General features: G+C 67.2%; 20 protein-coding genes and 2 pseudogenes. 6 read left to right on the plus strand and 16 right to left on the minus strand.

Features of this window, described 5'->3' with window-relative positions:
* Positions 1-212: 212 nt before the first annotated feature.
* The 8 genes from POR01S_RS07995 to POR01S_RS08030 form a co-directional block, all read right to left on the minus strand.
* On the minus strand, positions 213-1325 hold the full coding sequence (locus tag POR01S_RS07995; RefSeq protein ID WP_042135031.1) for a hybrid sensor histidine kinase/response regulator: 1113 nt from the start codon (positions 1323-1325) through the stop codon (positions 213-215).
* Positions 1318-3075, minus strand: a complete 1758-nt coding sequence (locus tag POR01S_RS08000; protein WP_042135033.1) for an ATP-binding protein — start codon at positions 3073-3075, stop codon at positions 1318-1320. The genes POR01S_RS07995 and POR01S_RS08000 overlap by 8 nt, the downstream gene beginning before the upstream one ends.
* Entirely contained in the window at positions 3068-4048 is a 981-nt protein-coding gene (locus POR01S_RS08005) for a SpoIIE family protein phosphatase (protein ID WP_042135034.1), read from the minus strand. The genes POR01S_RS08000 and POR01S_RS08005 overlap by 8 nt, the downstream gene beginning before the upstream one ends.
* The gene (locus POR01S_RS08010) at positions 4045-4398 is read right to left on the minus strand and encodes an ATP-binding protein (protein ID WP_037006590.1); all 354 of its coding nucleotides are present in this window, start codon (positions 4396-4398) and stop codon (positions 4045-4047) included. Before POR01S_RS08010 ends, POR01S_RS08005 begins: the two co-directional genes overlap by 4 nt.
* A gap of 4 nt (positions 4399-4402) precedes the next feature.
* Positions 4403-4828 carry an STAS domain-containing protein gene (locus tag POR01S_RS08015; RefSeq protein WP_007160184.1) on the minus strand — a complete coding sequence of 142 codons (426 nt, stop codon included), beginning with the start codon at positions 4826-4828 and terminating at the stop codon, positions 4403-4405.
* Positions 4829-4838: 10 nt separating this feature from the next.
* Positions 4839-5681 (minus strand): STAS domain-containing protein, encoded by an 843-nt coding sequence (locus POR01S_RS08020; protein ID WP_042135037.1) that lies wholly within the window; start codon positions 5679-5681, stop codon positions 4839-4841.
* 115 nt (positions 5682-5796) lie between these two features.
* Positions 5797-6060: a PepSY domain-containing protein gene (locus tag POR01S_RS08025; RefSeq protein WP_007160186.1), complete on the minus strand. Its 264-nt coding sequence runs from the start codon at positions 6058-6060 to the stop codon at positions 5797-5799.
* Positions 6061-6135: 75 nt separating this feature from the next.
* Positions 6136-7101, minus strand: a complete 966-nt coding sequence (locus POR01S_RS08030) for a CHAD domain-containing protein (protein WP_042135039.1) — start codon at positions 7099-7101, stop codon at positions 6136-6138.
* Positions 7102-7301: 200 nt separating this feature from the next.
* On the opposite strand from POR01S_RS08030, the gene pap reads away from it, so the two are divergent.
* Entirely contained in the window at positions 7302-8786 is a 1485-nt protein-coding gene (gene pap / locus POR01S_RS08035; protein ID WP_027597262.1) for a polyphosphate:AMP phosphotransferase, read from the plus strand.
* Positions 8787-9202: 416 nt separating this feature from the next.
* Here pap and POR01S_RS08040 read toward each other — a convergent pair whose 3' ends face one another.
* The gene (locus POR01S_RS08040; protein WP_007160189.1) at positions 9203-9412 is read right to left on the minus strand and encodes a cold-shock protein; all 210 of its coding nucleotides are present in this window, start codon (positions 9410-9412) and stop codon (positions 9203-9205) included.
* A 268-nt stretch (positions 9413-9680) separates the two neighbouring features.
* On the opposite strand from POR01S_RS08040, the gene POR01S_RS08045 reads away from it, so the two are divergent.
* The 3 genes and pseudogenes from POR01S_RS08045 to POR01S_RS24275 all read left to right on the plus strand — a co-directional run.
* Positions 9681-13151, plus strand: a complete 3471-nt coding sequence (locus POR01S_RS08045) for an acyl-[ACP]--phospholipid O-acyltransferase (RefSeq protein ID WP_042135042.1) — start codon at positions 9681-9683, stop codon at positions 13149-13151.
* A gap of 159 nt (positions 13152-13310) precedes the next feature.
* A pseudogene (locus tag POR01S_RS24270) lies at positions 13311-13970 on the plus strand (MCP four helix bundle domain-containing protein); the annotation flags it as partial.
* A 309-nt stretch (positions 13971-14279) separates the two neighbouring features.
* Positions 14280-14876: pseudogene (locus tag POR01S_RS24275) on the plus strand (methyl-accepting chemotaxis protein); the annotation flags it as partial.
* A 13-nt stretch (positions 14877-14889) separates the two neighbouring features.
* On the opposite strand, the gene POR01S_RS08055 reads toward POR01S_RS24275, so the two are convergent.
* The 7 genes from POR01S_RS08055 to POR01S_RS08085 form a co-directional block, all read right to left on the minus strand.
* Entirely contained in the window at positions 14890-16308 is a 1419-nt protein-coding gene (locus POR01S_RS08055; protein ID WP_027600540.1) for an MFS transporter, read from the minus strand.
* A gap of 139 nt (positions 16309-16447) precedes the next feature.
* Positions 16448-17398, minus strand: a complete 951-nt coding sequence (locus POR01S_RS08060) for a sugar-binding transcriptional regulator (protein ID WP_042135046.1) — start codon at positions 17396-17398, stop codon at positions 16448-16450.
* 175 nt (positions 17399-17573) lie between these two features.
* Complete coding sequence (locus POR01S_RS08065; RefSeq protein ID WP_042135049.1) at positions 17574-18374, minus strand: SDR family oxidoreductase; 801 nt, start codon at positions 18372-18374, stop codon at positions 17574-17576.
* A 153-nt stretch (positions 18375-18527) separates the two neighbouring features.
* Positions 18528-19292, minus strand: a complete 765-nt coding sequence (locus tag POR01S_RS08070; protein WP_027600543.1) for an SDR family oxidoreductase — start codon at positions 19290-19292, stop codon at positions 18528-18530.
* A gap of 14 nt (positions 19293-19306) precedes the next feature.
* Positions 19307-20812, minus strand: coding sequence for a sugar ABC transporter ATP-binding protein (locus POR01S_RS08075; RefSeq protein ID WP_027597269.1), 1506 nt, complete (start codon positions 20810-20812; stop codon positions 19307-19309).
* Positions 20813-20999: 187 nt separating this feature from the next.
* The gene (locus tag POR01S_RS08080) at positions 21000-21932 is read right to left on the minus strand and encodes a sugar ABC transporter substrate-binding protein (RefSeq protein WP_042135051.1); all 933 of its coding nucleotides are present in this window, start codon (positions 21930-21932) and stop codon (positions 21000-21002) included.
* A 56-nt stretch (positions 21933-21988) separates the two neighbouring features.
* Positions 21989-22984 carry an ABC transporter permease gene (locus tag POR01S_RS08085; RefSeq protein ID WP_027600545.1) on the minus strand — a complete coding sequence of 332 codons (996 nt, stop codon included), beginning with the start codon at positions 22982-22984 and terminating at the stop codon, positions 21989-21991.
* Positions 22985-23320: 336 nt separating this feature from the next.
* Here POR01S_RS08085 and POR01S_RS08090 point away from each other — a divergent pair, with 336 nt between their 5' ends.
* Both POR01S_RS08090 and POR01S_RS08095 read left to right on the plus strand, forming a co-directional pair.
* A complete protein-coding gene (locus POR01S_RS08090; RefSeq protein WP_042135053.1) occupies positions 23321-24157 on the plus strand; it encodes a transketolase in 837 nt (278 codons plus the stop codon).
* A complete protein-coding gene (locus tag POR01S_RS08095; RefSeq protein ID WP_042135055.1) occupies positions 24147-25103 on the plus strand; it encodes a transketolase family protein in 957 nt (318 codons plus the stop codon). The genes POR01S_RS08090 and POR01S_RS08095 overlap by 11 nt, the downstream gene beginning before the upstream one ends.
* The last annotated feature ends 31 nt before the right edge of the window (positions 25104-25134 follow it).

Raw genomic sequence — 25134 nt, forward strand, 5'->3', positions numbered from 1 at the left:
CGCCGAAGCCCAACCGCACGGGTTCATCCCTGGCAACGTTGGGCTTCGCTGCGCCCAACCCAACCTACGGACGCTGCGCGGAGCCCGTAGCGTGGACAACGGCGCAGCCTTGTCCACATCGCCAAGTCCTTGTCTTGCACCAGTGGAAAACGCTGTGCGGTTTTCCACGCTGCCGGTACCAGGATAATCGCGGCGCGCTGCCCCGAAAGTCGCTAGGCCAGCCGCAGCGGCAGGTGCAGGGTGATGACCACCTCGCCCGCGCCATTGGCGAAACGCGCCTCGCCGCCAAAGCTTTCGCTGAGCGCCTTGACGATGGGCAGGCCGAGGCCCCAGCCGCGCTTGTCGCTGCGGGTGGAGATGAAATAGGGCGTGGCCAGGTTGGCCAGGACCTCGTCGGGAAACTGGCCGAGGTTGCGCAACTCCAGCATGACCTGGTCGTCGGCCAGCCACTGGCGGACCCGGATCGGCGTACCCGCCTCGCCGTGCTTGGCGGCGTTGAGCACCAGGTTGTCGAAGATGCGCAGGAAGGCGTATCTGTCCCACAGCACCTCCTGCGCCGGGGTCTCCAAGCTCAGCTCGAGGTGATTGGCGAACTGCAGGCGCAGGTTAGCCGCGGCGTCGTTCAGCAGCGGACCCAGCACCAGCGGATCGCCGCTGAGGCGGACACCGCCGCCCAGGCTCATGTGGCTGATGTCCAGCACGTCGGTGATCATCTGGTTCATGCGCTGCAGGTTGTCGTGCAGGGTCTGCAGCAGATCGTCGGTACGCCGCGCCGGATTGCGCTGCATCAGGTTGACCACCATGGTGGCGGCGGTGAGCGGCGAGCGCAGATCGTGATTGAGCGATCTCATGAAGCGTTCGAGCATGACCTTTTCCGCCTGCAGATTCTCGCTGCGGGCGATGGCCGAATTGCGCTGCTGCTCCATGTGGCCGACCCGCGAGCTAGCCTTGAGCAGGGCGCCGACGGTGGCCAGCACCTCTTCCGGATTGATCGGGTGGGTCAGGTAGGCCTGGGCGCCGGTATTGAAGCCCTGGGCCTTGTCCTTGCCGGAAACGAAGGTGGCCGAGATGTTGATGATGGCCGGCAGCCGGCCCCAGCCGCACTTGCGCTCGATGGCCTGGATCAGCTCGAAGCCGGTGGTGTCCGGCAGATTGACGTCGATGATCACCAGCTCGACGGATTCGTCGATCAGCGCCAGGCCACTGGCACCGCTGGCCGCTTCCAGCACCTCGTAGTGGCTCTGGCTGCCGAGGATCTTGCGCAGCACATAGCGATTGGCCTCGGTGTCGTCGATGATAACGATGCGGCGCGGGGCACTAGTCATCGGACAGGCTCCGCGCCAGGGCGCAGACCTCGGCCAGCAGCCGCTCGGCGTGATCGGGGGCGTGCTTGAACAGGATGGCGTGGCAGTAGTCCTGCAGGCGCTGGCGGCCCGCCTCGTCGAGGGGCTGGGCGGTATTGATCAGCACCCGCCGGTGCATGCTCCAGTCCATGCTGGCGAGCAGGTCCTCGCCATTGATGTCGGGCAGGTCGAGGTCGAGGATGATGATGTCCGGGCGCACTGCATTGAGCCGGTCCAGGCTGCTGCGGGCGCTGTCCGCCTCCAGCAGGACCGGATTGAGGCGTTCGAGGGTGCGCCGGACCAGATAGCGATCGCCCTCGTTGTCCTCGATCACCAGCACGGTGAGGCCGCTGAGATCGGGCTCCGGCTCGGCGGCCCGGTGGTTGGCGTAGTGGCGCGGCAGGCGCAGGGTGAAGCGCCTGCCGCGGCCGATTTCGCTGTCGAGAGAGAGCTCGCCGCGCAGCAGCACGGTCAGGCGCTGCGCCAGGGGCAGGCCCAGGCCGGTGCCTTCGATATGGGTCAGGTGCGGCGAGCGGATGCGCTCGAATTCCTCGAAGATCTTCTGCTGATCCGCCGCGGCGATGCCGATGCCGCTGTCTTCCACCAGGAATTCCAGGCTGGCGTCGTCGGGCTGGAACACCTGGATGCGCACCTGGCCCCGGGGGGTGTACTTGAAGGCGTTGGAGATCAGGTTGCGCAGCACCTGGAACAGCCGACTCTCGTCGGTATCCAGCAGCACCCCGGCCGGCGGCGGGGCGACGCTGAAGCTGACCTGGGGATAGCGCGGCGCCAGGGCCGCGGCGAACTGTTCGAGGCGATCGATGAAAGGCCCCAGCGCAAAGGGCTGGGGCACGATGGTCAGGCGGCCGGACTGCACCTCGGCCAGCGCCAGCAACTCGCCGACCAGGTTGGCCAGTTCCAGCGCCGCGTCGCTGATGAAGCGCACCTGGCGCTGCTGTTCGGCATTGAGCGCCCCGTCCACCCCGCTGGCGAGCAGCTTGGCGACATTCTCGATGATGTTGATCGGGGTGCGGAATTCATGGGTCATGTTGGAGAAGAAACGGGTCTTCGCCTCGCTGGCCTCCTTGAGCTCCTGAGTGGCCTTTTCCAGTTCCGAATAGAGCGCCACCACGCCCTGGTTGGTGTTTTCCAGTTCCTTGTTGGTGACCTCCAGTTCCGACTGGCGCACCTGCAGCTCGGTGTTGGTCAGCAGCAGCTCTTCGCTCTGCAGGCGGATCTGCTGGTAGGGATCCGGTGGCGGACTGCCCTGCAGTTCGGCCGTCAGCGCCTGGAGCTGCTCCGCCTCGGGAAAGGGGCGCGGCGCCTGGTACTTGCGGGCGGTGATGCAGGTGCCGGCAGGGGAGGTCTGGATGTCGAAGTCGTCGAACAGCCGCTGGGCGCCGCGCAGGCCGATGCCCATGCCGGTGCTGGAGCGATAGCTGCCCGCGCGGATGGCCTCCATCTCGGCGATGCCCGGGCCCTGGTCGACCGCCCGCACCTCCAGGCCGCGCAGGCGCAGGTCTTCGCCACGCAGCAGGGCGAAGTCGAAGTGACCGCTGCCGGCGTACTGGTGGATATTGCGCGCCAGTTCGGAGACCGCGGTGGCCAGGCGGATCTGCTCCAGCGCCGGCCACTCCATGGCCGCGGCCAGGCGCTTGGCGGCCTGGCGGCAGTGCACGATGTCCTGCTCGCTGTGCAGGGCGAGGGTCAGCAGGGGCAAGACGTCAGACATGCTTGAGTACCAGAACGGTGGCATCGTCGGCGGAGCGCCGAAAGTCGCGGTGCAGGAGGGCGGCGATCAGCGCCGGATGTCGCGCCCCGAGCCCGGAGTGCTCGCCCAGTCCCACCTTGGACGTCAGGCCATCGGAGTTCAGCACCAGCAGGGTGCCGGGCGTCCAGGGGTAGGTATAGGTCTGGATCCGCCCGATCCGGTAGCCCAGGGTGCCGTTGTTGGACACCAGGCTGCGTGTGGTGTTGCCCAGCAGGCGCCCGGCGATGTTGCCGATGCCGCAAAAGCTCACCTGGCCCTGATCCGGGTCCAGCTCGGCCAGCGCCAGGGCGGCGCCGCGGGTTTCCATGAGCGCCTGGTGCAGATTCTCCATCAGCCGCTGCAGGGGCAGGTGCGCGCCATGGCGCAGGAACAGGTCCCGCGCCCGGCGACTGGCGGTGGCGGCCTGCTGGCCATGGCCCAGGCCGTCGCAGACCAGCAGGCGGCGCCCGCTGACCGCCCAGGTGTCGCCGCAGAGCTGCTCCTCGGGGTGCGGCGTGCACAGGGCGCCATGCTGCAACCGGCTGCCGGGCGTCCCGGCCAGATGGAAGCGCGCCAGCACCACGGTGCCCTGACCCGGTCGCGAATGGATGTCGAACACATCGGCCTGCCGGCGAATCGCCCCCAGGCCGGCGCCCAGCGTCGCGGCCGTGCTGTAGTGATCGCTCAGGCAGCGGGCGACGTCGTGCATGCCCGGGCCGCGATCCACCGCCAGGACATCGAGCACCCCTTCGCCGCCCAGGGTGGCCAGGAGTTCGCCGTGCCCGGCATGGCGGACCAGGTTGTAGCCCAGCTCCTGGGTGACGATGGTCAGGCGCCCGAGCAGGGTTTCGTCGGCGGTGACGGTGCCGGCCAGCCGGACCAGGGCGCGCCGGGCGGCATCGACATGGACGCTGGTGCTCACCGGCAGCACCAGGCTGCACGGCTGGTCGTTCATCGCCACTTCCAGAGTTCGACGGTGGTGCCCTGGCCGGGCTGGCTGTCGATGTGGAAGTCGTCCACCAGTCGCCGCGAACCGGACAGGCCCAGGCCAAGGCCCTTGCCCGAGGTGTAGCCGTCGACCATGGCGCGCTCGAGATCGGCGATGCCCGGGCCCTGGTCGCGGATCACCAAGCGGATCGCCGGCTTGCCGGCGCGCAGCGTCTCCTCGATCAGGCACTCGCCGCCCAGCCCGTAGACCAGGCCGTTGCGCGCGATCTCGCTGGCCGCGGTGACGATCTTGGTCTGGGAGATGAGGCCCAGGCGGATGGCTTCGGCGACCTTGCGCACCTGCTGACGGATCAGCACGATGTCAGTCTCCTGGCGGAGTGGAAGCGTCTGTGTCTTCGCCACCCTCTGACTCCTCCAGCGATTCGTCCGCGGCGACCATGGCTTCCAGCCGGCGCATGCCCTTTTCCATGTTCAGCGCCGTGGCGATGCCTTCCAGCGACAGCCCCAGTTCCACCAGGGTGATGGCCACCGCCGGCTGCATGCCGACCACGATCACCTTGGCATCGAGGATGCGCGAGACCTGGGCGATGTGGGAGAGCATCCGGCCAATGAAGGAGTCGACGATTTCCAGCGCGGAGATGTCGATGAGTACGCCCTTGGCCTTGTGCCGCACGATCTGCTCGGTGAGGTCTTCCTGCAGGTCCAGCGCCAGCTGGTCGTGCATGTCCACCTGGATGCTCAGCAGCAGGAAGGGTCCAAGCTTGAGGATCGGAATCCGCTCGATCATGAGGCGCTCCCTAACCCTTGGCGGCCGGGGCGGCCAGGCGCACGCCCTGCTGGCGCAGGGTCAGGCGGAAGGCATCGGCCAGGGACGCCTTGGTGATGACGTCGCCCAGGTCCACGCCCAGGTGGACGATGGTGGCGGCGATCTGCGGGCGGATGCCGCTGATGATGCACTGGGCGCCCATCAGCCGGGCGGCGGTCACCGTCTTGAGCAGGTGCTGGGCGACCATGGTGTCTACCGTGGGTACGCCGGTGATGTCGATGATGGCGATGTCCGATCCGGTCTGGACGATCTTTTCCAGCAGCGACTCCATCACCACCTGGGTGCGGTTGCTGTCCAGTGCGCCGATCAGCGGGATGGCCAGGATGCCGTCCCACAGCTCCACCACCGGGGTGGACAGTTCCAGCATGCTTTCCTGCTGCTCGCGGATCACCGTCTCGCGGCCGCTCATGAAGCTTTCCATGCTGTACAGACCGAGATCGTCGATCAGCCGGGTGGCGGCCCAGATCTCGGCGAGGGGATCGTCGCATTCGTTCTGGATCAGGTTGAACAGCGGTTCCTTGAGCGAGAAGACGAAGGTCGCCGTCTGCGCGGGCGTCAGGCCCGCGCGACTCTGGTCGAAGGAGAAGCGCTCCAGCAGCGCGCGCACCGGCTGCCAGTGCGGCTCGCGCAGATTGCCCAGGCCCTGGGCGGCGGCCACGGTGATGCGGCGCAGCAATTCGGCGGAGTTGGCCAGGATGGTGGTTTCATCGAGCAGGTCGATGCGCATGCCGGCCGCGCGCTGGGCGCCGATCCAGGCATCGAGCAGCGACCGCTCGTGGGTGCGCAGCAGCTCGACCAAAGCGGTACTGTACATGGGGGTTCCTAGGTGACAAGAAGGTGGCCCAGGACGAGCCGACCAGGCAGAGAGCGGGCAGGAAGAGGCGCAGGTGTCGGTGGGGATCCGAGCGCGTGGCCGGATCCCCGAGAGATCACATGTCCATCTTTTCCTTGGTGATCTTGCCGGTCTTGGCGTCGGCATGGAAGTCGTACTTCATACCATCCTTCTTCATGCCTTCGCCTTCCCACTGACCGTCATCGGCTTCGATCTTGGTGATCGAGGTGTAGCCCTGCTCCATGAGCTTGGACTTGACGTCGTTCATGGGCATCCAGTCGGCACCGGGCTGGTCGGCCAGGGCGGCGGTGCTGGCCAGGACGGAACAGGCGAACAGGGAAGCGAGCAGCTTGGATTTCATCGCGAGACCTCGGCGTGGTGGTGTGCCCGGACTTGGACCACCAGCACGCGCGACAAATCCCGTCTGGCGCAGACGTTAGACTGACGATTCCTCGACCAGGTGCGGCAGCAGTCCGGCAGGGGCCTTGGCGCTCTGGCCCTTGGTCTTGCGCGGGGCATAGGGGCGGCTGGCCAGCCGCCAGAGATCCCGCCAGCGTTCGGCGAGGGCGGTGGGCTTGTCCAGATAGAGGCGCAGGCCCAGGGAAAAGGCCTTCGCCTGCAGCCGCTCGCGCTGCTGGGCCAGGCTTTCGCCGATCGCCAGGCGGGTGTTGCTGGCGCCGAACAGGGTCGGCTCGTCCAGCAGCAGCTGCTGCATCACCGCCAGGTCGTGATCGTCGCCCAGGTATTCCGACAGGCGCTTGAGGCTCTTCTGCCGCGTCTTGAATTCCGCCGGCCAGGCCGCGGCGAGCAGCTGGGTGTGATACCAGTGATCCTTCACCCGCTTGCGCCAGTCGTGCAGGGTATCGTCGGTGGGCTTGTCGCGCGCGGTCTTGAGCGCCTGGCGCCCGGCCTTGTAGTTGTCTTCCAGGCCGCGGGCGAAGAGGGCGAAGCCCTTGCCGGACAGTTTCCAGCCGGCCACCTCCTCGCGCATGGCGGTCAGTTCCTCGAGCAGTTCGGGATGGCCGCTGGCCGCGGCGATCTGCTGGTCGGCGCGCTCCTGCAGCCGCTGCCGCACGCGCTTCATGGCCGGCGAGGCGAATCTCTTGCGATCGGATTCGCCCAGCTTGTCCCAGCTTTCCACCAGGGCGGCGCTGTCGCGCAACGACGACAGCTCCCGGCCCAGGTCGCGCAGACGCCGATTGCGACTGGCGAAGGCGCGCTTGCCCAGGGCGCCGTGCAGCAGCCGCAGGAGGGCGCGCAATTCCTTGAGGCGCTTGCGTGTCTCGTGGACGCCCTTGGGGGTACCGCTCGCCAGGGACGCTTCAGCCTGCACCAGACGATCCGTCACCACGCGGCGGACTTCCTCGTCAGCCGGTTGCCGTGCATCGAAACGAAAGGCCATCGAACTCTCCTCAATAGGGTGGACTGCCGCACCCGCTTGCGCGGGAGCGTAACGGTATGAAAGACCTCCACGACAGCGGGAGATGCCAAATTTCATCTAAACGTCATATTTCCTTCATGCCGCCTGGTGCGGGGCACCGCCTGCCGCAGGCCGGGTCAGAAGGGCTATAGTTGCCCGACCACCTGCGCAAGGAGATCCGGATGTTCGAAGCCGCCGAAAACGAACACCTGCTCGATGAGGCCACCTACGACGCCAAGCTGCCCAAGCTGCGCGAGGCACTACTGGCCGCCCAGTACGAACTCAAGGCGCAGGGCCGTTTCCCGGTGATCGTGCTGATCAATGGCATCGAGGGGGCGGGCAAGGGCGAGACGGTCAAGCTGCTCAACGAGTGGATGGATCCACGCCTGATCCGCGTCGAGACCTTTCTCCAGCCCACTGCCGAGGAGCGCCAGCATCCCCCGGCCTGGCGCTACTGGCAGCGCCTGCCGGGCAAGGGCCGGACCGGCGTCTTCTTTGGCAACTGGTACAGCCAGATGCTGCACGGCCGGGTCAACAAGGAACTCAGTCGCGTCGAGCTGGATGCCGCCATTGGCCAGGCGGAACGCTTCGAGCGCATGCTGGCCGACGAAGGCGCGCTGATCCTCAAGTTCTGGTTCCACCTCTCCAAGCCGCAGCTCAAGCAGCGCCTGAAGCACCTCAAGAACGATCCCCGCCTAGGCTGGAAGCTCAGTCCGCTGGACTGGCGCCAGGCCAAGGTCTACGACCGTTTCGTCAAGGAGGGCGAACGGGTGGTGCGGCGAACCCACCACGACTACGCCCCCTGGCACGTGGTGCCCGGCTTCGACGAGCGCTTTCGCAGCCTGACCGTCGGCACCGTGCTGCTCAAGGCGCTGCAGCGGGCCCTGGCCAACAAGCCGCGCAAGCAGCGCCGGGCAGCCGCCGTAGTACCGCCACCGGTGGATGGTCGTGGCGTGCTGGAAGCCATGGATCTGACCCAGCGCCTGGACAAGGCCGACTACGAAGACCAGCTGCTCGCCGAACAGGCGCGCCTGGCGCGGCTGCTGCGCGACAAGAAGTATCGCCGCCATGCCCTGGTGGCGGCCTTCGAGGGCAACGACGCCGCCGGCAAGGGCAGCGCCATCCGCCGGGTCACCGGCGCCCTGGATCCGCGCCAGTACCGCATCGTCCCGGTTGCCGCACCCAGCGACGAGGAGCTGGCCCAGCCCTATCTCTGGCGCTTCTGGCGGCACATCCCGCGGCAGGCCAACTTCACCATCTTCGACCGCTCCTGGTACGGCCGGGTACTGGTGGAGCGGGTCGAGGAGCTGACGCCCGTCGCCGACTGGCAGCGGGCCTATGGCGAGATCAACGACTTCGAGGAACAGCTCCACGACGCCGGCATCGTGCTGGCCAAGTTCTGGCTGGCCATCGACCAGGACACCCAGCTCGAACGCTTTCGCGCCCGCGAGGAAACGCCCTTCAAGCGTTTCAAGATCACCGAGGACGACTGGCGCAACCGGGACAAGTGGGATCTCTACAGCCAGGCGGTCAACGACATGGTGGTCCAGACCAGCACCGCCATCGCGCCCTGGACCCTGGTGGAGGCCAACGACAAGAGGTTCGCCCGGGTGAAGGTGGTGCGGACGCTCAATGAGGCGCTGCAGCGGGCGTACGACAAGGGGTAAGCCAATGCCAGGGCTGTTTGGCTGATTATCGAGGTTTGCGGCTACCTCTTGTTTCGCCCCATCGGGCGAGTCATTTTTGCCAGTCGCGGCTGCGCGCCCCGGACAAAAGTAACCAAAAACGCTTGCCCCTCCATCCGGCCCCGGCTGCGCCGGGGTCCACTCCCTCCATCGCCGCTCCAGGGGCCCGCCGCGAAGGGCCTTCCATGGCCCTCGCGACTCTCGCGGCATCCATGCCGCTCGACCCTTGCGCAACGATTGCGTTCGCCCTGCTGGAAGGGGCATTGGGCGCGCCTGAGGCTTTGGGTGGTTTGGGCAATCAGCGTCTTTGTGGCGGAGATGGGCAATCCCGCAAAACCCGAATCCCAGAAACGAAAAAGCCCCACCGAAGTGGGGCCTTTCTGCAACCGGATCAGTCGTTAGACGACTTGAACCTGGTCAGCTTGCATACCCTTCTGGCCTTTGACAGCCACGAAAGTGACCTTCTGGCCTTCGCTCAGGCTCTTGAAGCCGGCGCTTTCGATGGAGCGGTAGTGCACGAACAGGTCGGCGCCGCTTTCCGGGGTGATGAAGCCGTAGCCTTTCTCATCGTTGAACCACTTGACGGTGCCATTTTCACGATTGGACATGAGTATCTCCAGGATGTAGGGGGAACAACCACGTTAGCGAGACATTCGCTAGCGGGACTGTAATGCGAGAGTGAGACGAGCCAGGAGATGAAAATGAAGCAACATCAAGCAGGTATCGAGTAACTATTGCAGTAGCAGTGCATACACCATACGCGCTTTCGCGAGCTTGTATAGCCCTGATTCGCATATTTGTTGACCAATGGCGCTGCTTGCGCTGCCTGAGCGTCTCACTCAGGCTACGGACTCCCCTGCTCGAAAGAGACTCCGCATGGACAAGCTGCACCGGATCAAGGGGGCCTGGCCCTACCTGATCGCCGTCTTTCTCAACGCCTTCGTCGATCTTGGCCACAAGATCGTCATCCAGAACACCGTGTTCAAGGTCTATGACGGTTCCACCCAGGTGGTGCTGACCGCGCTGGTCAACGGCATGATGCTGCTGCCCTTCATCCTGCTGTTCAGCCCCTCCGGCCATGTCGCCGATCGCTTCGCCAAGGTGCGGGTGCTGCGCCTCGGCGGCTGGGCGGCGGTGGCCATCACCCTCGGCATCACCCTGGCCTACTACGCCGGGCTGTTCGAGCTGGCCTTTGCCATGACGCTCCTGCTGGCCATCCAGGCGACCTTCTATTCGCCGGCCAAGTACGGCTACATCAAGGCGCTGTTCGGCAAGCAGCGGCTGGCCGAGGGCAATGGCCTGGTGCAGGCCAATTCCATCATCGCCATCCTCGCCGGCACCGTGGTCTTCACCGCCTTCTTCCAGCTGCACCTGGGCGCGGACCAGGCCACGCCTCACGCCATCCTGCAGGACATCGCCCCGCTGGGCTGGCTGCTGGTGCTCTGCAGCCTGGCCGAGGTGGCGCTGCTCTATCGCCTGCCGCTGCTGGAAGAGCCCAGGCCGCGCGCGCCCTTCGACTGGCATGCCTATGTGCGGCTGCAGAGCGCCCGGCAGAACCTGGCGGTGATCGGCGAGAATCCGGTGATCCGCCTGTCGATCATCGGCCTCGCGGTGTTCTGGTCGGTGGGCCAGGTGCTGCTGGCGAGCTTTCCGGCCTATGCCAAGGATCACCTGGGCATCGACAACGTGTTGCTGCTGCAGGGCATCCTGGCCTGCGCCGGAATCGGCATCGCCCTCGGCTCGGCGCTGGCCAGCCGGGCCTCGCGCGGGCGCATCGAGACCGGCCTGATCCCGGTGGGCGCGCTGGGCATCGCCCTCGGTCTGTGGTGGCTGCCGGCGCCCAGTTCGGCGCTGGTGCATGCGCTCAACTTCGTCTTCATCGGGCTGATGGGCGGGCTGTTCATCGTTCCGCTCAATGCGCTGATCCAGTTCCATGCCCGGGAAGACCAGCTCGGCACGGTGCTGGCGGCCAACAACTGGGTGCAGAACGTCGCCATGCTGAGCTTTCTGGTGCTCACCGCGGTGATCGCCCTGCTCGGCCTGGACAGTCGCTGGCTGCTGCTGCTGATCGCCGCGGTAGCGCTGATCGGCGGCGCCTACACGGTGTGGAAGCTGCCGCAGAGTCTGGTGCGCTTTCTGCTCGGCCTGATGGTCACCCGCCACTACCGCATCCAGGTGCAGGGGCTGCAGAACCTGCCGGCCCAGGGCGGGGTGCTGCTGCTGGGCAATCACATCAGCTGGGTCGACTGGGCCATGGTGCAGATCGCCAGTCCGCGCCCGGTGCGCTTCGTGATGCTGCGCTCCATCTATGAGCGCTGGTACCTGAAGCCCTTCCTCAAGGCCATGGGCTGCCTGCCCATCGCCCAGGGCAACGGTGCCGGGGCGGCGCTGGAGCAGGTGGCGGCGTTGCTCAGCGCGGGCGAGGTGGTCTGCCTGTTTCCGGAAGGGGCGATCAGCCGCACCGGGCAACTCGGCGAATTCCGCCGCGGCTACGAAAAGGCCTGCGAGCGGGTCGGGCCCGAGGTGCAGATCGTGCCCTTCTACCTGCGCGGCCTCTGGGGCAGCCAGTTCTCGCGCTCCTCCAGCAAGCTCAAGGAACTGCGCGACAGTCCGCTGCACCGCGAGGTGGTGGTGGCCTTTGGCAAGGCGCTGGCCAAGGACACCCCGGCCGATGTGCTCAAGCGGCGGATCTTCGAGCTGTCGATCCGCTCCTGGGAGCGCTACATGCAGGGCCTGCCGTCGTTGGCCGATGCCTGGGTGGCCAGCGTCAAGCGCCGACCCAATGGCCTGGCGCTGATCGACGACCTGGGCGCTCCGCTCAAGGCCGCCCAGGCGCTCACCGGCGCCGCCTGCCTGGCGCGGCGGATGCGCAAGCGGCCCGAGGCCAATCTGGGTCTGCTGCTGCCCACCAGCAGCGGCGGCATGCTGGCCAACATGGCGGTGCTGCTGGCCGGCAAGACGCTGGTCAATCTCAACTACACGGCCACGCCCGAGGCCCTGGCGTCGGGCCTGGACCAGGCCGGTATCCGCACCGTCTACACCTCGACGCGCTTTCTCGAGCGCCTGCGCCAGCGCGGCCTGCCGGTGGACGAGTTGCTCGCCGGGCGCGAGGTGGTGGATCTGGAGGCATTGCGCGCCGGGATCGGCAAGGCCGAGCTGCTGGCCAACTGGCTGGCGGTCTGGCTGCTGCCGACCGCCATGCTGCAGGTGCTGGTGAGTCGCGCCCACGATCCCGAGGCCACCGCCGCCATCCTCTTCTCCAGTGGCAGCGAGGGCACGCCCAAGGGGGTGATGCTCAGCCATCGCAACCTGATGGCCAATCTCAAGCAGACCTCGGACGTGCTCAACACCCAGGACGACGATGTCTTCATGGCCTCGCTGCCGCTGTTCCACGCCTTCGGTCTCACGGTGACCCAGTTTCTGCCGCTGATCGAGGGGGTGCCGGTGGTGTGCCAGGCCGATCCCACCGACGTGGCCGGCATCGCCAAGGCGGTGGCGACCCATCGCGCCACGGTGCTCTGCGGCACCTCGACCTTCCTGCGGCTGTTCGTGCGCAACACCAAGGTGCATCCGCTGATGCTGGAGAGCCTGCGCATCGTGGTGGCCGGCGCCGAACGCCTGGATCCGGCGGTGCGCGAGGCCTTCAAGCTCAAGTTCAACCAGGACATCTACGAAGGCTACGGCGCCACCGAGACCGCCCCGGTGGCCTCGGTCAACCTGCCCGATGCCCTGGACGTCAGCTACCTGCAGGTGCAGCGCGGCGGCAAGCTCGGCACCGTGGGCATGCCGCTGCCGGGGACCGGCTTCAAGATCGTCGATCCCCAGACCTTCGCCGAATTGCCCACCGGCGAGGCCGGCATGGTGCTGATCGGCGGGCCGCAGCTGATGCAGGGCTACCTGAACGATCCCGAGCGCACCGCCAAGGCCATCCGCGAGATCGACGGCGAGCGCTGGTACGTGACCGGCGACCAGGGCCGGCTGGACGAGGACGGCTTTCTCACCATCGTCGACCGCTATTCGCGCTTCGCCAAGATCGGCGGCGAGATGGTCAGCCTGGGCGCCGTGGAGCAGGCCCTGGCCAGGGCGGTGGCCGATCCGGAGATCGAGCTGCAGGCGGTCAATCTGCCGGATGCCCGAAAGGGCGAGCGCATCGTGGTGCTGCATACCGGCACCCTGGACGGCGCAGCGGTAGAGAAGACCCTGCTGGCCCAGGGGGTGGGTGGACTGCTGCTGCCCTCGGCCTGGCTGGCGGTGGACAGCCTGCCGAAACTGGGGACCGGCAAGGCCGACGTGGCCGGGGCGAAACGTCTGGCGCAGACGCGGTTAAACGAGGCGGAGGAGGTTTAGGCGGCATTTCGTCCATCCGGCGCCGGCGAGCCCTAAAGCCTGGCGCCGTTTGGCCGATCATGAGGGGGCTAATCATTTTTCGAGGTCTTCCCGGTGAAGCTACGCTCCCTCAACATCGCCCCGCGGGCCCTGGTCGCCTTTGGTTTCTTCGCCCTGCTGGTGATCGGCCTGGGGTTGTTTTCCCTGGGCCAGAATCGGGTCATCAAGGAGAGCGAGGAGCAGATCGTCGGCAACGTCATCCCCAGCGTCCAGACCATCGGCGAGATCCGCGCCGATCTGCTGAGTCTGCGCATGCAGAACCAGGGGTTGATGCTGGCCAGTTCCAACGCCGAGACCCAGGCGGTGCACAAGGCCATCGACGCGGCCAAGGCCAGCCTGGAACAGCATGTGCGCCAGTTCGACGGCCTGTTGCTCACCGACTCCGGGCGGGAGGTCTACACCCGGATGACCGGCCAACTGGCCACCTACCTGAACAACCAGAATCGCTATCTGAAAGCGCTGGACGACCAGAACGACGCCGAGTTGCTCAAGCTGGCCGGGCAGGACGGCGAGATGGCCCACAGCGGCAATGCCCTGAGCGCCACCGTCAACGAACTCGCCGGGGTGGTCGATGGCAAGGTCACGCGCCTGGCCGCCGCCTCCATGGCCAGCTACCACAACGCCATCGCCATCACCGTGGCGGTGATGGTGGCGGCCCTGGCCGGTACCCTGTTGCTGGCCTGGCGCTTCACCCGCAGCCTCACCGGGCCGCTGGAAAAGGCCCTGGCGGTGGCCGAGCGCATCGCTGCCAACGATCTCAGCCGGACGATCGAGCGTGACGGCAACGACGAACCCGGCCGGCTGCTGGCGGCCATGGCGCGAATGCAGGAAAACCTGCGCGGCACCCTGGAACGGCTGACCCTGTCGTCCACCACCCTCGCGTCCACCTCCGAAGAGCTGTCGACGGTCACCGAGACCGGCCTGCGCGGCATCCAGCGGCAAAACGACGAGCTGGCCCAGGCGGCCACCGCCGTCAATCAGATGACCGCCGCGGTGGAGGAGGTGGCGCGCAATGCCGCGGCCGCCAGCGCTGCCGCCCAGGACTCGCGCACCTCGGCCGATCTCGGCCAGCGCCGGGTCGAGGAAACCCTTGCCACCATTCATGCCCTGCACAGCGCGGTGGCCTCCAGCAGCGGTGAGATCGACGGCCTGGCGGGCCAGGTGCAGCGCATCAGCGGGGTGCTCGACGTGATCCGCGGCATCGCCGAACAGACCAATCTGCTGGCGCTCAACGCCGCCATCGAAGCGGCGCGCGCCGGGGATGCCGGGCGTGGCTTTGCCGTGGTGGCCGACGAGGTGCGCGCCCTGGCGGCCCGTACCCAGCAGTCCACCGGCGAGATCGAAGACATGATCGGTGCCATCCAGGGCGGCGCCGGCAAGGCGGTGGACGCCATGGCCACCAGCAATCAGCAGGCCGGTGCCTGCCTGACGGTGGCCGCCGCCGCCGGCGAGGCGCTGGCCGAGATCGCTCGCCACATCGTGCAGATCAACGAGCGCAACCTGAGCATTTCCGCGGCCACCGAGGAGCAGGCCCAGGTGGCGCGCGAGGTGGATCGCAACCTCACCAGCATCCGCGACCTCTCCACCCAGAACGCCGCCGGGGCCGAGCAGACCGCCGCCGCCAGCACCGACCTGGCGCGCCTGGCCGGCGACCTGAACGGCGCGGTCCGGCAATTCCGCCTCTGACCGCGGGCCTGCCTCAGCGGGCGATGTCTTCCAGCGCCCGGTTGCGGGTGCGCGGGCCGAACAGGCCGATGGTCAGCACCACGATCAGCATGCTGGCGACGATGAAGGCCAGCACGCCCGGGGTACCCAGGCGCTCCAGCAGGGTGCCGATCAGCAGGCTGCTGAACACCGTCGACAGCCGGCTGAAGGAATAGCAGAAACCCACCGCCCGGGCGCGGATGGCGGTGGGGAACAGCTCCGCCTGGTAGGAGTGGAAGGCAAAGGTCAGCCAGGCGTTGCAGAAGGTGATGCCGACGCCACAGAGGATCAGACCGAGGGCGCCCTGCTGCAGGGCGAACAGGCTGCCGAAGCCCACCGTCCCCAGGGCGGAGCCGACGATCTGCCACTTGTTCTCGAAGCGGTTGGCGATGCGCACGAACAGCAGCGGTCCCAGCGGATAGGCGAGGGTGATGACGAAGGCATAGCCCAGGCTGTGGGTCAGGCTCACGCCCTGGCCGGAGAGCAGCGCCGGCAACCAGTTGCCGAAGCCGAAGAAGCCGATGGCCTGGAACAGGTTGAAGACGATCAGCATGATCACCCGCCGCCGATAGGGCGGTTGCCATAGCGCCGCGAAGCGCGCGCTCACGGCGCGTTCTTCGACGATCGCCGCGGGTGGCGGCAGCGGCTGGCCGCTGTCGGCCTGGCAGGCGGCTTCCAGGCGCTCCACGCCCTGTTCGGCTTCGTCCAGCCGGCCCTGCTGCGCCAGCCAGCGCGGCGATTCGGGCAGGCGCTGGCGCAGCCACCAGATGAACAGGGCGAAGACGGCACTGGACAGCACCACCCAGCGCCAGCCGGAAATGCCCAGCGGCGCCTGGGGCACCAGCCACCAGGACAGCAGCGCCACCGCCGGTACCGAAAGGAACTGGAGGGCGAAGGCAAAGGCGAAGGCCGAGGTGCGCATGGCCTTGGGCACCAGCTCCGACAGATAGGCGTCGATGGTCACCAGCTCCAGGCCCAGGCCGATGCCCACCAGGAAGCGCAGGGCGATCAGCCCCAGAGCGGTGGTCTGCAGACCCATGGCCAGGGTCGCCAGGGTGTAGCCGACCAGTGCCCAGGTAAAGATCGCCCGGCGGCCGAAGCGGTCGGCGATGGGGCTGAGCAGGCTGGCGCCGACGAACAGGCCGAGAAAGGTGGCCGCGGCGAAGGCGGCCTGGTCGGAGACCCCGAACACCCCGGCCGCGCCGGTCTGGAAGACGCCATCGCGCAGGAGCCCGGGGCTGATGTAGGCGGTCTGGAACAGGTCGTAGAGTTCGAAGAAGCCGCCGATGGACAGCAGGGCCACCAGGCGCCACAGGCTGCGGGTGGCCGGCAGGCGATCGAGACGCGCCGAGAGGGCGGCGGCCCGCTGGGAGGCGGGCAGGGCAGTGGCCGAAGCCGAAGACGCTGAGGGCATGGGACGCTATCCAGAGAACAGTCGTCCTACAGCTTACGGATCAGTCCTTGCCGAATGTTGCCAAAGATTTCCGTACCGGGTGGGCCGTTTGGCAGCAAATCGCGTTTTCCGGCCCGGTTCTGGCAGTCGCTTGCGTGGATCAGGGGACCAGCGCCAGGGCAGTGCGCAGATCAACCACCAGGACATCCAGATAACCGCCCTGCAGCGCGCCGCGGATGGCATTGACCTTGCGCAGGCCCCCGGCCAGACCCACCACGCGGTCGATCTTCAGCAGTTGCGGCAGGTCCACCGCGACCACGGTCTCTTCACTGTCGTCCAGTACCGGTCGGCCTTGGGCGTCGAAGTACCTCAGGCAGATGTCGCCCACCGCGCCGCGGGCGGCGAGCACTTCCAGCATGGCCTCGCCGTGATAGTTGCCGCTGTTGCGCAGGAGCTGCGACGGCTCCAGCTCGCCGATGCCAACCAGGGCCACGGTGAGCCGGGCGAAGCGTTCGGTGACCTCGCGCACCTCGTCCAGCTGCAGGATGCGCTGACGACTTTCCGACGACTGCTCGATGCTCTGCGAGGGCAGCAGATAGGCCGGGCAACCCAGCAGATTGGCCAGTTGCTGGGTCAGCAGGGTGGCCTCGAAGGCGCCCTTGTTGCCGACCCCGCCAAGCAGCTGCACCACCTCGGTCGCGCCCTGACGACTGCTGCCGCGGTGCATGTGACCGACCATGGCGCGGATGGTGGAGCTCCAGGAGGAGATGCCGATGTGGTCCTTTTCGGTGACGCTGGTTTCCAGGTAGTGGGCGGCGGCCGAGCCGATGGCCTGCTTGATGGCCTCTTCGTCGTCACCGGTGGGCTCCACCACGATCGCCTGGCGGATGCCGTAGCGCTGTTGCAGCTGACGCTCCAGCTCCAGGTGGAAGTTGCGCGGGCGCTGCACCGAGATGCGCACGATGCCTTCCTTGAGCGCTCGGCTCAGGGCACGGCTGACAAAGGATTGCGACAGGTCGAGCTGTTCGGAGATCTGCGACTGCTTGAGCCCTTCTTCGTAGTAGAGGGAGGCGATCTTGGTCAGCAGGCGTTGTTCTTCGAGATTACTCATCCAGATTTCCGGTACCGGCGGCTAGGTTGCACCCAGGGCTGCCGGGCCGGGGCGGCCGTGACAAACCCTCAAAAAGCAGGCACTTGGCTGTTAGAAAGGCGCATTTTCCCGCTATTTTCCCTCAGCCTCCCGCTGGACGCCAAAGCTTTTGCGGCCTGGCGTCCCCGGGGGTCGATCAGGACATGATCAGGCCACCGTCCACATTGATCGCCTGGCCGGTGATGTAGGCGGCGTCCGCCGAGGCGAGGAAGGCCACCAGGCCGGCCACATCGTCCGGGGTGCCGGCGCGCTTCATGGGGATGTTGCCGACCCATTCCTGCATCAGTTCGCCCTGGCCATAGCGCTTTTCCGGGGTGGAAAGGATCTCGCCCCAGACGCGGTCGTTGTAGTCCCACATCTCGCTTTCGATGATGCCGGGGCAGAAGGCGTTGACCGTGATGCCGTGGCGCGCCAGTTCGTGGGCCAGGCTCTGGGTGATGCCGATGACGCCCATCTTGCTCGCCGCATAGTGGGGCGTGTAGATGAAGCCCTGGCGCCCCTGGCCGGAGCTGGTGTTGATCAGGCGTCCGCCACGCCCGGCGGCGACCATGCGCCTGGCCGCCTCGCGGCAGCACAGCCAGACGCCGGTGGTGTTGACCTGCAGGATGCGGTCGAAGTCCTCGCGCGGCATGCGGTCGAAGGCATCGATGGTGATGATCCCGGCGTTCTGCACCGAGACGTCGACCCGGCCGAAGCGCGACTCGGCCTGGGCATAGAGGTCGGCCACCGCCGCCTCGTCGGTGATGTCCACCACCAGCGGCAGCACCTCGGCCCCGGTCTCGGCGGCCAGCCGTGCGGCGGTGTCATGCACCCGCTCGGCGTTGGAGACCAGCACCAGGTTGGCGCCCTCACGCCCGAAGCGCTCGGCGATACCCTCACCGATGCCCCGACAACCGCCGGTGATGACCACGGTTTGACCTGCGAAGCGACGTTCCACGTGAAACCTCCTAGGGCTATAGGCGACGATCTCGCGAGCTAGAGCCAAACTAGGCGAAAAGACCTGAGGAAGCGGAGTTTACGAGCGGTAAATGAGCATTCCGAAGGTCTTTTCAACGCCGTTTGGCCGACGCGCAGCAGATCGTGAAAGGCGTTACCAGCAGACGAAGCCGCCATCGACGATGAGATCCACCCCGGTACAAAAGGATGCGGCCGGGCTGCAGAGGAAGATCGCCGGACCGACCATTTCCTCCACCTCGGCCATGCGGCCCAGCGGGGTGGTCTGCTCGAAGATCTTGACCTGGTCGGCCACCTCGGGACGGGTGTTCATCGGCGTGGCGGTATAGCCGGGGCTGATGCAGTTGACGCGGATGCCGCGCTCGGCCCACTCCATCGCCAGGCTCTTGGTCAGGTGGATGACCCCGGCCTTGGAGGTGTTGTAGTGGGCCTGCAGGAGGCCGCGGTTGACGATGCTGCCGGACATGGAGGCGATGTTGACGATGGCGCCCTTGCCGCGCGGCAGCATGACCCGCGCCTGGGCCTGGCAACTGAGCATCACCCCGGTGAGGTTGATGTCGAGCATGCGCTGCCAGCGCTCCAGTTCCAGCTCCTCGGCCGGCTGGGCGTTGGCGATGCCGGCGCTGTTGACCGCGAGACTCAGGGGGCCGAGTTCGGCCTCGGTACGGGCCACGGCGGCTTCCAGGTCGGCGGCGCTGGTCACCGAGCCTTCCAGGGCCAGGGCGCGGCGGCCGTGGGCCTGGATCCGCGCGACGGTACCGGCGAGGTCGCGGCTGCCGGGCAAGTCGAAGCAGGCCACCTGGGCGCCGGCCTCGGCCAGTCCGACGGCGATGGCCTGGCCGATGCCACTGCCGGCACCGGTAACGAAGGCGGTCTGGCCGCCGAGATCGAAGAGACGCATGGGAAAACTCCTAGTCAGGCGGTCGCCAGTTCCATCACGGCCACCGGAGTGGCCTGTTCACGTTCGAGAATGCCCATCTGCTGGCCACGGCTCATCACCATGACCCGATGCGACAGGCCGAGGACCTCGTCGAGGTCCGAGCTGACCACGATCACCGCCATGCCGGTGGCCGCCAGTTCGGCGATCACCTGGTAGATGGCGGCGCGGGCGCCGACGTCGATGCCGCGGGTGGGCTCGTCGAGGATGAAGACCTTGGGATTGCGCGCCAGCCACTTGGCGATGATCACCTTCTGCTGGTTGCCGCCGGACAGGGCGGCGATGGCCTGCTCCGGCTGGCCCTTGACGCCGAGCCGCGCCACCGCCTTGCGGGCGAAGGCGCGCAGGCCGCCGGGCGAGACCCAGCCGCCACCGGCGAGCAGGTCGGTGTTGCCATAGATGAGGTTTTCCTCGATGGCGTGATCGACCACCACGCCCTGCTGCTTGCGATCCTCGGGCACCAGCACGATGCCGGCATGGATGGCGTCGTAGGGACTGGCGAAGCGACAGGCCTGGCCTTCCAGCACCAGCTCGCCGGTGACCTGCTCGGCCGCGCCGGCGATGGCGCGGACCAGCTCGGTACGCCCCGCGCCGACCACCCCGGCCACGCCAAAGACCTCGCCCGCGCGCACGCTGAAATCGATGTGTTTGAGTGGCATCTCGCGGCAGCTCAGGCCCTTCACCCGCAGCACCTCGCGAGCAGCGGGCGCGGCCATGGCCGGGAAGATGCGCTCCACGCTGCGGCCGACCATCTCTTCCACCAGTTGCCGCACCGGCACCTGGGCGGTGGCGTGCAGGGCGATCTGGCGGCCGTCGCGCAGCACTAGCACCCGGTCGGCGATGCGCGCGATCTCTTCCAGGCGATGGCTGATGTAGATGAAGGAGACGCCCTCGGCCTTGAGTCGCTCGACCTGGGCGAACAGCAACTCGGTCTCTTCGCCGCCCAGGGCCGCGGTAGGTTCGTCGAGGATCAGCAGGCGCGCCTTGAGGGTCAGCGCCTTGGCGATCTCCACCAGTTGCTGGGCGGCCACGCTGAGACCGGCCACGGTGCGCGTGGCGGGTACCTTCAGCCCCAGGCGATCCAGCTGGCGCTGGGCCTCGGTTTCCATGAAGGCGCGATCGATGCGGCCACCGCGCATGGGCAGGCGACCGACGAACATGTTCTCGGCGATGGTCAGTTCCGGCAGCAGGCGGATCTCCTGGTGGATCAGGCCGATGCCGGCGGCCAGGGCGGCGCCGGGGGAGTCCGGGGCATAGTCGCGACCCAGCCAGGTCATGCGCCCGCCCGCTTCGGGCGGCACCAGGCCGGCGATGATCGACGACAGCGTGGACTTGCCGGCGCCGTTCTCGCCGAGCAGGGCCAGGACCTCGCCGGGCTGGATGTCGACGTCCACGCCGCTCAGGACCTCGATGCCGGCGTATTTCTTGCCGATGTTTCTCAGGCTGAGGGCCGCGGGCTGTTCCAGGGGCATGACGGCGGACATGGAGCCTCCGAAGGGGGGAGCTGAAACGGTGCCTCCCTAGGGAGGCACCTTGGGCAGGAGCCAACACGATCTCGCGAGCTAGAGCCAACCAAGGCGAATACAGCTGAGGATGCGGAGTTTACGAGTGGTAAATGAGCAGTCCGAAGTTGTATTCAACGCAGGTTGGCCGACGCGCAGCAGATCGTGGTTACGGGTGGTTCTCGATGAAGGGGGCGACGTTATCCTTGGTGGTCAGGATCGCCTCCTGCAGCTGCTCCTTGGGCACCTGCTTGCCTTCCTTGAGCGCCACCGCCGATTCCAGGGCCATGCGCCCCATCTTGCGGGTCTGCTGGGTCATGGTGGCGGACAGGGTGCCGGCGGCCACGGCCTTGAGGCCGGCCACGTCGCCGTCGAAGCCGACGATGGTCACCGGATGGTCGAGGTTGGCCACCTTGACCGCCTGGGCCGCGCCCAGGGCCATGGCGTCGGCACGGCCGAAGAAGACGCTGATGTTGGGATCGCGCTGGAGCATGTCCTGGGCCACGGCGAAGCCCTTGTCCTGGGCCCACTCGGCGGGCTGCTGGGCGACCACCTTCAGCTCGGGAAACTTGGCCAGGCCTTCGGAAAAGCCCTTGGCGCGATCGTTTTCCGGGGTGGTGCCGATCTGACCCTGGAGGATGGCGACGCGGCCCTTGCCGTTGGTGACCTTGCCGACGTATTCGGCCAGGGTGCGGGCGGCGGCAACGCTGTCGCTGGCGATGAAGGTGTCACCCGGGGCGTCGGGGGCGTTGCGGTCCACCGCCACCACCGGGATGCCGGCGGCCTTGGCCGCCTTGACCGGGACACCGGCGGCGGTGGCGCCGGCCGGGATGTAGATCAGGGCGTCGACCTGGCGGGTGATCAGGTCCTGGATCTGGTTGACCTGGGTCGCCGAATTGCCCTGGGCGTCCACGGTGATCACCTTGATGCCCTTGGCCTTGCCCTCGGCCTCGACGGCCTGCTTGATCTGGTTGAAGAAGTCGGCCTGCAGGTTGGCCACGGCCAGGCCCACGGTGAGTTCCTTGGCCTGGGCATTGAGGGCGCCGGTGCAGGTGATGGCGGCGAACAGGGTACTGAGCAACAGCTTCTTGGGGGTCAGCATGGATGGCACTCCGTTGTTATTGTTGTACTGCGGTGACGAGACGAAGCAGTTCTAAACTAGCGCTGCCCGTTACGGCGGCGCAGGGTGTCCAGGGTGACGGCCAGGGCGATGACGATGCCGATGATCACCTGCTGCACGAAGGGCGAGACCCCCAGCAGATTCAGGCCGTTGCGCAGCACGCCGATGATCAGCACTCCCACCAGGGTGCCACCGACGCTGCCGACGCCGCCGCTGAGGCTGGCGCCGCCGATCACCACCGCGGCGATGGCATCCAGCTCCATGGACAGGCCGGCGCTGGGCTGGGACGAATCCAGCCGCGCCGCCATGGCCACCGCGGCCAGACCCGCCAGGGCGCCGCTCAGGGCATAGATCCAGATGGTGATGGTGCGCACCTTGATGCCCGACAACCGCGCCACCTCGGCGCTACCGCCCATGGCATAGAGGTTGCGGCCACCGGCGCGAAAGCGCAGGAACACCCAGGCCACCAGCAGCATCAGCAGGAACAGCCCGACGGTGACCGAGAGGAAGCCGAAGTGTCGCACCGTGGCCAGGCTGGTGAACCAGTCCGGAAAGCCGACGATCTGGCGACCGTCAGTAAGGATGTTGGCCAGGCCGCGGGCCACCGACATCATGGTCAGGGTGGCGATGAAGGCGGGCAGCCGGGCGCGGGCGATGAGCAGGCCCGAGACCAGGCCGCAGACCAGGCCGCCGAGGATGGCGGCGGGAATCGCCAGACCCAGCGGCCAGCCGATGTCCTGATAGAGCCAGCCCAGCAGCATCATGGAAAAGGCCAGTACCGAGCCCACCGACAGGTCGATGCCGCCGATGACGATGACCAGGGTCATGCCGATGGCCAGGATGCCGAGCACGGTCACCTGGTCGAGGATGTTGAGGGCGTTGCGCACGGAGAAGAAATACTCCGAGGCAAAGGAGAACACGGCGATCAGCAGCGCCAGGCCGATCAGCGGACCGCCGACGTTGCGCGGCAGGCGCAGGGCCAGGCGGGCGAGGGGCTTGGCGGGTGGCGAGGCGGTCGGGGCTTTGGCGTCCACGCACTTCTCCTGAGGTTATTGTTCTTGTGTTCGGCTCGCCTGAATATTTATGCGTGCCTGATTTTTAATTCAGACTCCGCCTGTTCCGGATGGAAGTCAAGCGCCTTTTCATCGCCGCATGCCGAACGCGATGGCCTCGGCAATCCCGCATCCTGCCGCGCATTCTATCCGCTCACCCGGTCGCCGACGGCCCTTCATGGCTATTGACGGCCTTCCGGATTGAGGTCTAAATGATAAATATATTTTCAGTGACGAATAAATATTCATAAGACGCCCACTGAAACCTCGGCAGGCGTCTGCTCCACTGCAGCTTCGGATACCCGAGGGGGTCGCCTGATGAATCCGTTCCAGTACGACGTCGCGCAGATTCGCGAAAAGGCCCGGCTGATCCGCCGGCGCGTCATCCAGCTCAACGCCGCTTCGCCTGCCGGCGGCCACACCGGGGCGGATCTGTCGGAGACCGACATCCTCGCCACCCTCTACTTCCGCCTGCTCGACGTCGCCCCGGAACGCCTCGCCGATCCCCAGCGCGACATCTACATCCAAAGCAAGGGCCACGGCGTCGGCGGCCTCTACTGCTGCCTGGCCGAAGCCGGCTACTTTCCGCCGGAATGGCTCGACACCTACCAGCACTTCGACTCCCACCTGCCGGGCCATCCGGTGCGGCAGAAGACCCCCGGCATCGAACTCAACACCGGCGCCCTTGGCCACGGCCTGCCCGTGGCCACCGGGATCGCCCTGGCCGCGCAACGCGATGGCAGTCCGCGCCGCGTCTATGTGCTGACCGGTGACGGCGAACTGGGCGAGGGCTCCAACTGGGAGTCGGCGCTGACCGCCGCCAAGTACCGGCTGGACAACCTCACGGTGATCGTCGACCACAACCGCCTGCAACTGGCCGGCCCCACCGCCGAGATCCTGCCGCTGGAGCCCCTGGCCGAGAAGTGGCGCGCCTTCGGCTTCCATGTGGTCGAGTGCGACGGCAACGACGTGGCCCAGCTGGTGGAGACCCTGGAAGCCCTGCGCGAACACCGCGGCCAGCCCCAGGTGCTGATCGCCAATACCGTCAAAGGCAAGGGGGTTTCCTTCATCGAAGGCAAACCCGAATGGCACCACCGGGTGCCCAAGGGCGACGAGATCGCCGCTGCTCTGGAGGAGCTCGACCATGGCCACTGATACCCAGACCCCGGGCGAAGCCCATCTCGCCAGCGTCATGGTCGAGGCCTTCATCGCCGCGGTGGACGCCGGCGTCGACCTGGTGCCGGTGGTGAGCGATTCCACCTCCACGGCCAAGATCGGCCCCTTCGTCAAACGCTTCCCGGAGCGCCTGGTCAATGTCGGCATCGCCGAACAGACGCTGGTCGGGGTGGCCGCCGGCCTGGGCCTGGCCGGCAAGGTGGCGGTGACCTGCAACGCCGCGCCCTTCCTGATCTCCCGCGCCAACGAACAGGTCAAGGTGGACGTCTGCTACAACAGGTCCAACGTCAAGATGTTCGGCCTCAACGCCGGGGCCAGCTACGGTCCCCTGGCCAGCACCCACCACAGCCTCGACGACATCGCCGTGATGCGCGGCTTCGGCAACGTGGAAATCTATGCCCCGGCCGATGGCAGCGAATGTCGGCAGATCGTCGAGCATGCCCTGGCCCATGACGGTCCGGTCTATATCCGCCTGGACGGCAAGGCGCTGCCCGATCTGCACGGGCCCGACTATCGCTTCGTCCCCGGTCAGGTCGATGTGCTGCGCCAGGGTCACGACGTCAGCCTGGTGGCCCTGGGTTCGGTGGTCCACGAGGCGGTGGACGCCGCGCGGTTGCTGGCCGAGCAGGGCATCAGCGCCCAGGTGATCAACCTGTCCTCGATCCGGCCGCTGCAGCGCGAGGCCTTGCTGGAAGCCCTCTGCGCCGCTCGCGGTGGGGTGGTCACGGTGGAAGAGCACAACGCCAACGGCGGGGTGGGCAGCCTGGTCGCCGAGGTCATGGCCGAGGCCGCGCTGGGCGTGCCGCTGATCCGCCTGGGCATCGCCGATGGCGAGTATGCTGCCGCCGGTGGCCGGGGGCCGACCCGCGCCAAGCACGGCATCGATGCCGCCGGCATCGTCGCCGCGGTGCAGCGCCTGCGCTGAGCTCTGGCGTAGTGAACCGATAAGAACAAGG

Origin of the sequence: Pseudomonas oryzihabitans NBRC 102199, assembly GCF_000730625.1 — a bacterium.
In the GTDB taxonomy this organism is placed as follows: Bacteria; Pseudomonadota; Gammaproteobacteria; order Pseudomonadales; family Pseudomonadaceae; genus Chryseomonas; species Chryseomonas oryzihabitans.

Coding starts and splice junctions, on each gene's coding strand:
- POR01S_RS07995 (WP_042135031.1), bottom strand. CDS start 1,325: ATGACTAGTGCCCCGCGCCGCATCGTTATCATCGACGACACCGAGGCC.
- pap (WP_027597262.1), top strand. CDS start 7,302: ATGTTCGAAGCCGCCGAAAACGAACACCTGCTCGATGAGGCCACCTAC.
- POR01S_RS08055 (WP_027600540.1), bottom strand. CDS start 16,308: ATGCCCTCAGCGTCTTCGGCTTCGGCCACTGCCCTGCCCGCCTCCCAG.
- POR01S_RS08045 (WP_042135042.1), top strand. CDS start 9,681: ATGGACAAGCTGCACCGGATCAAGGGGGCCTGGCCCTACCTGATCGCC.
- POR01S_RS08090 (WP_042135053.1), top strand. CDS start 23,321: ATGAATCCGTTCCAGTACGACGTCGCGCAGATTCGCGAAAAGGCCCGG.
- POR01S_RS08070 (WP_027600543.1), bottom strand. CDS start 19,292: ATGCGTCTCTTCGATCTCGGCGGCCAGACCGCCTTCGTTACCGGTGCC.
- POR01S_RS08020 (WP_042135037.1), bottom strand. CDS start 5,681: ATGTACAGTACCGCTTTGGTCGAGCTGCTGCGCACCCACGAGCGGTCG.
- POR01S_RS08005 (WP_042135034.1), bottom strand. CDS start 4,048: ATGAACGACCAGCCGTGCAGCCTGGTGCTGCCGGTGAGCACCAGCGTC.
- POR01S_RS08015 (WP_007160184.1), bottom strand. CDS start 4,828: ATGATCGAGCGGATTCCGATCCTCAAGCTTGGACCCTTCCTGCTGCTG.
- POR01S_RS08040 (WP_007160189.1), bottom strand. CDS start 9,412: ATGTCCAATCGTGAAAATGGCACCGTCAAGTGGTTCAACGATGAGAAA.
- POR01S_RS08095 (WP_042135055.1), top strand. CDS start 24,147: ATGGCCACTGATACCCAGACCCCGGGCGAAGCCCATCTCGCCAGCGTC.
- POR01S_RS08075 (WP_027597269.1), bottom strand. CDS start 20,812: ATGTCCGCCGTCATGCCCCTGGAACAGCCCGCGGCCCTCAGCCTGAGA.
- POR01S_RS08030 (WP_042135039.1), bottom strand. CDS start 7,101: ATGGCCTTTCGTTTCGATGCACGGCAACCGGCTGACGAGGAAGTCCGC.
- POR01S_RS08080 (WP_042135051.1), bottom strand. CDS start 21,932: ATGCTGACCCCCAAGAAGCTGTTGCTCAGTACCCTGTTCGCCGCCATC.
- POR01S_RS08060 (WP_042135046.1), bottom strand. CDS start 17,398: ATGAGTAATCTCGAAGAACAACGCCTGCTGACCAAGATCGCCTCCCTC.
- POR01S_RS08025 (WP_007160186.1), bottom strand. CDS start 6,060: ATGAAATCCAAGCTGCTCGCTTCCCTGTTCGCCTGTTCCGTCCTGGCC.
- POR01S_RS08000 (WP_042135033.1), bottom strand. CDS start 3,075: ATGTCTGACGTCTTGCCCCTGCTGACCCTCGCCCTGCACAGCGAGCAG.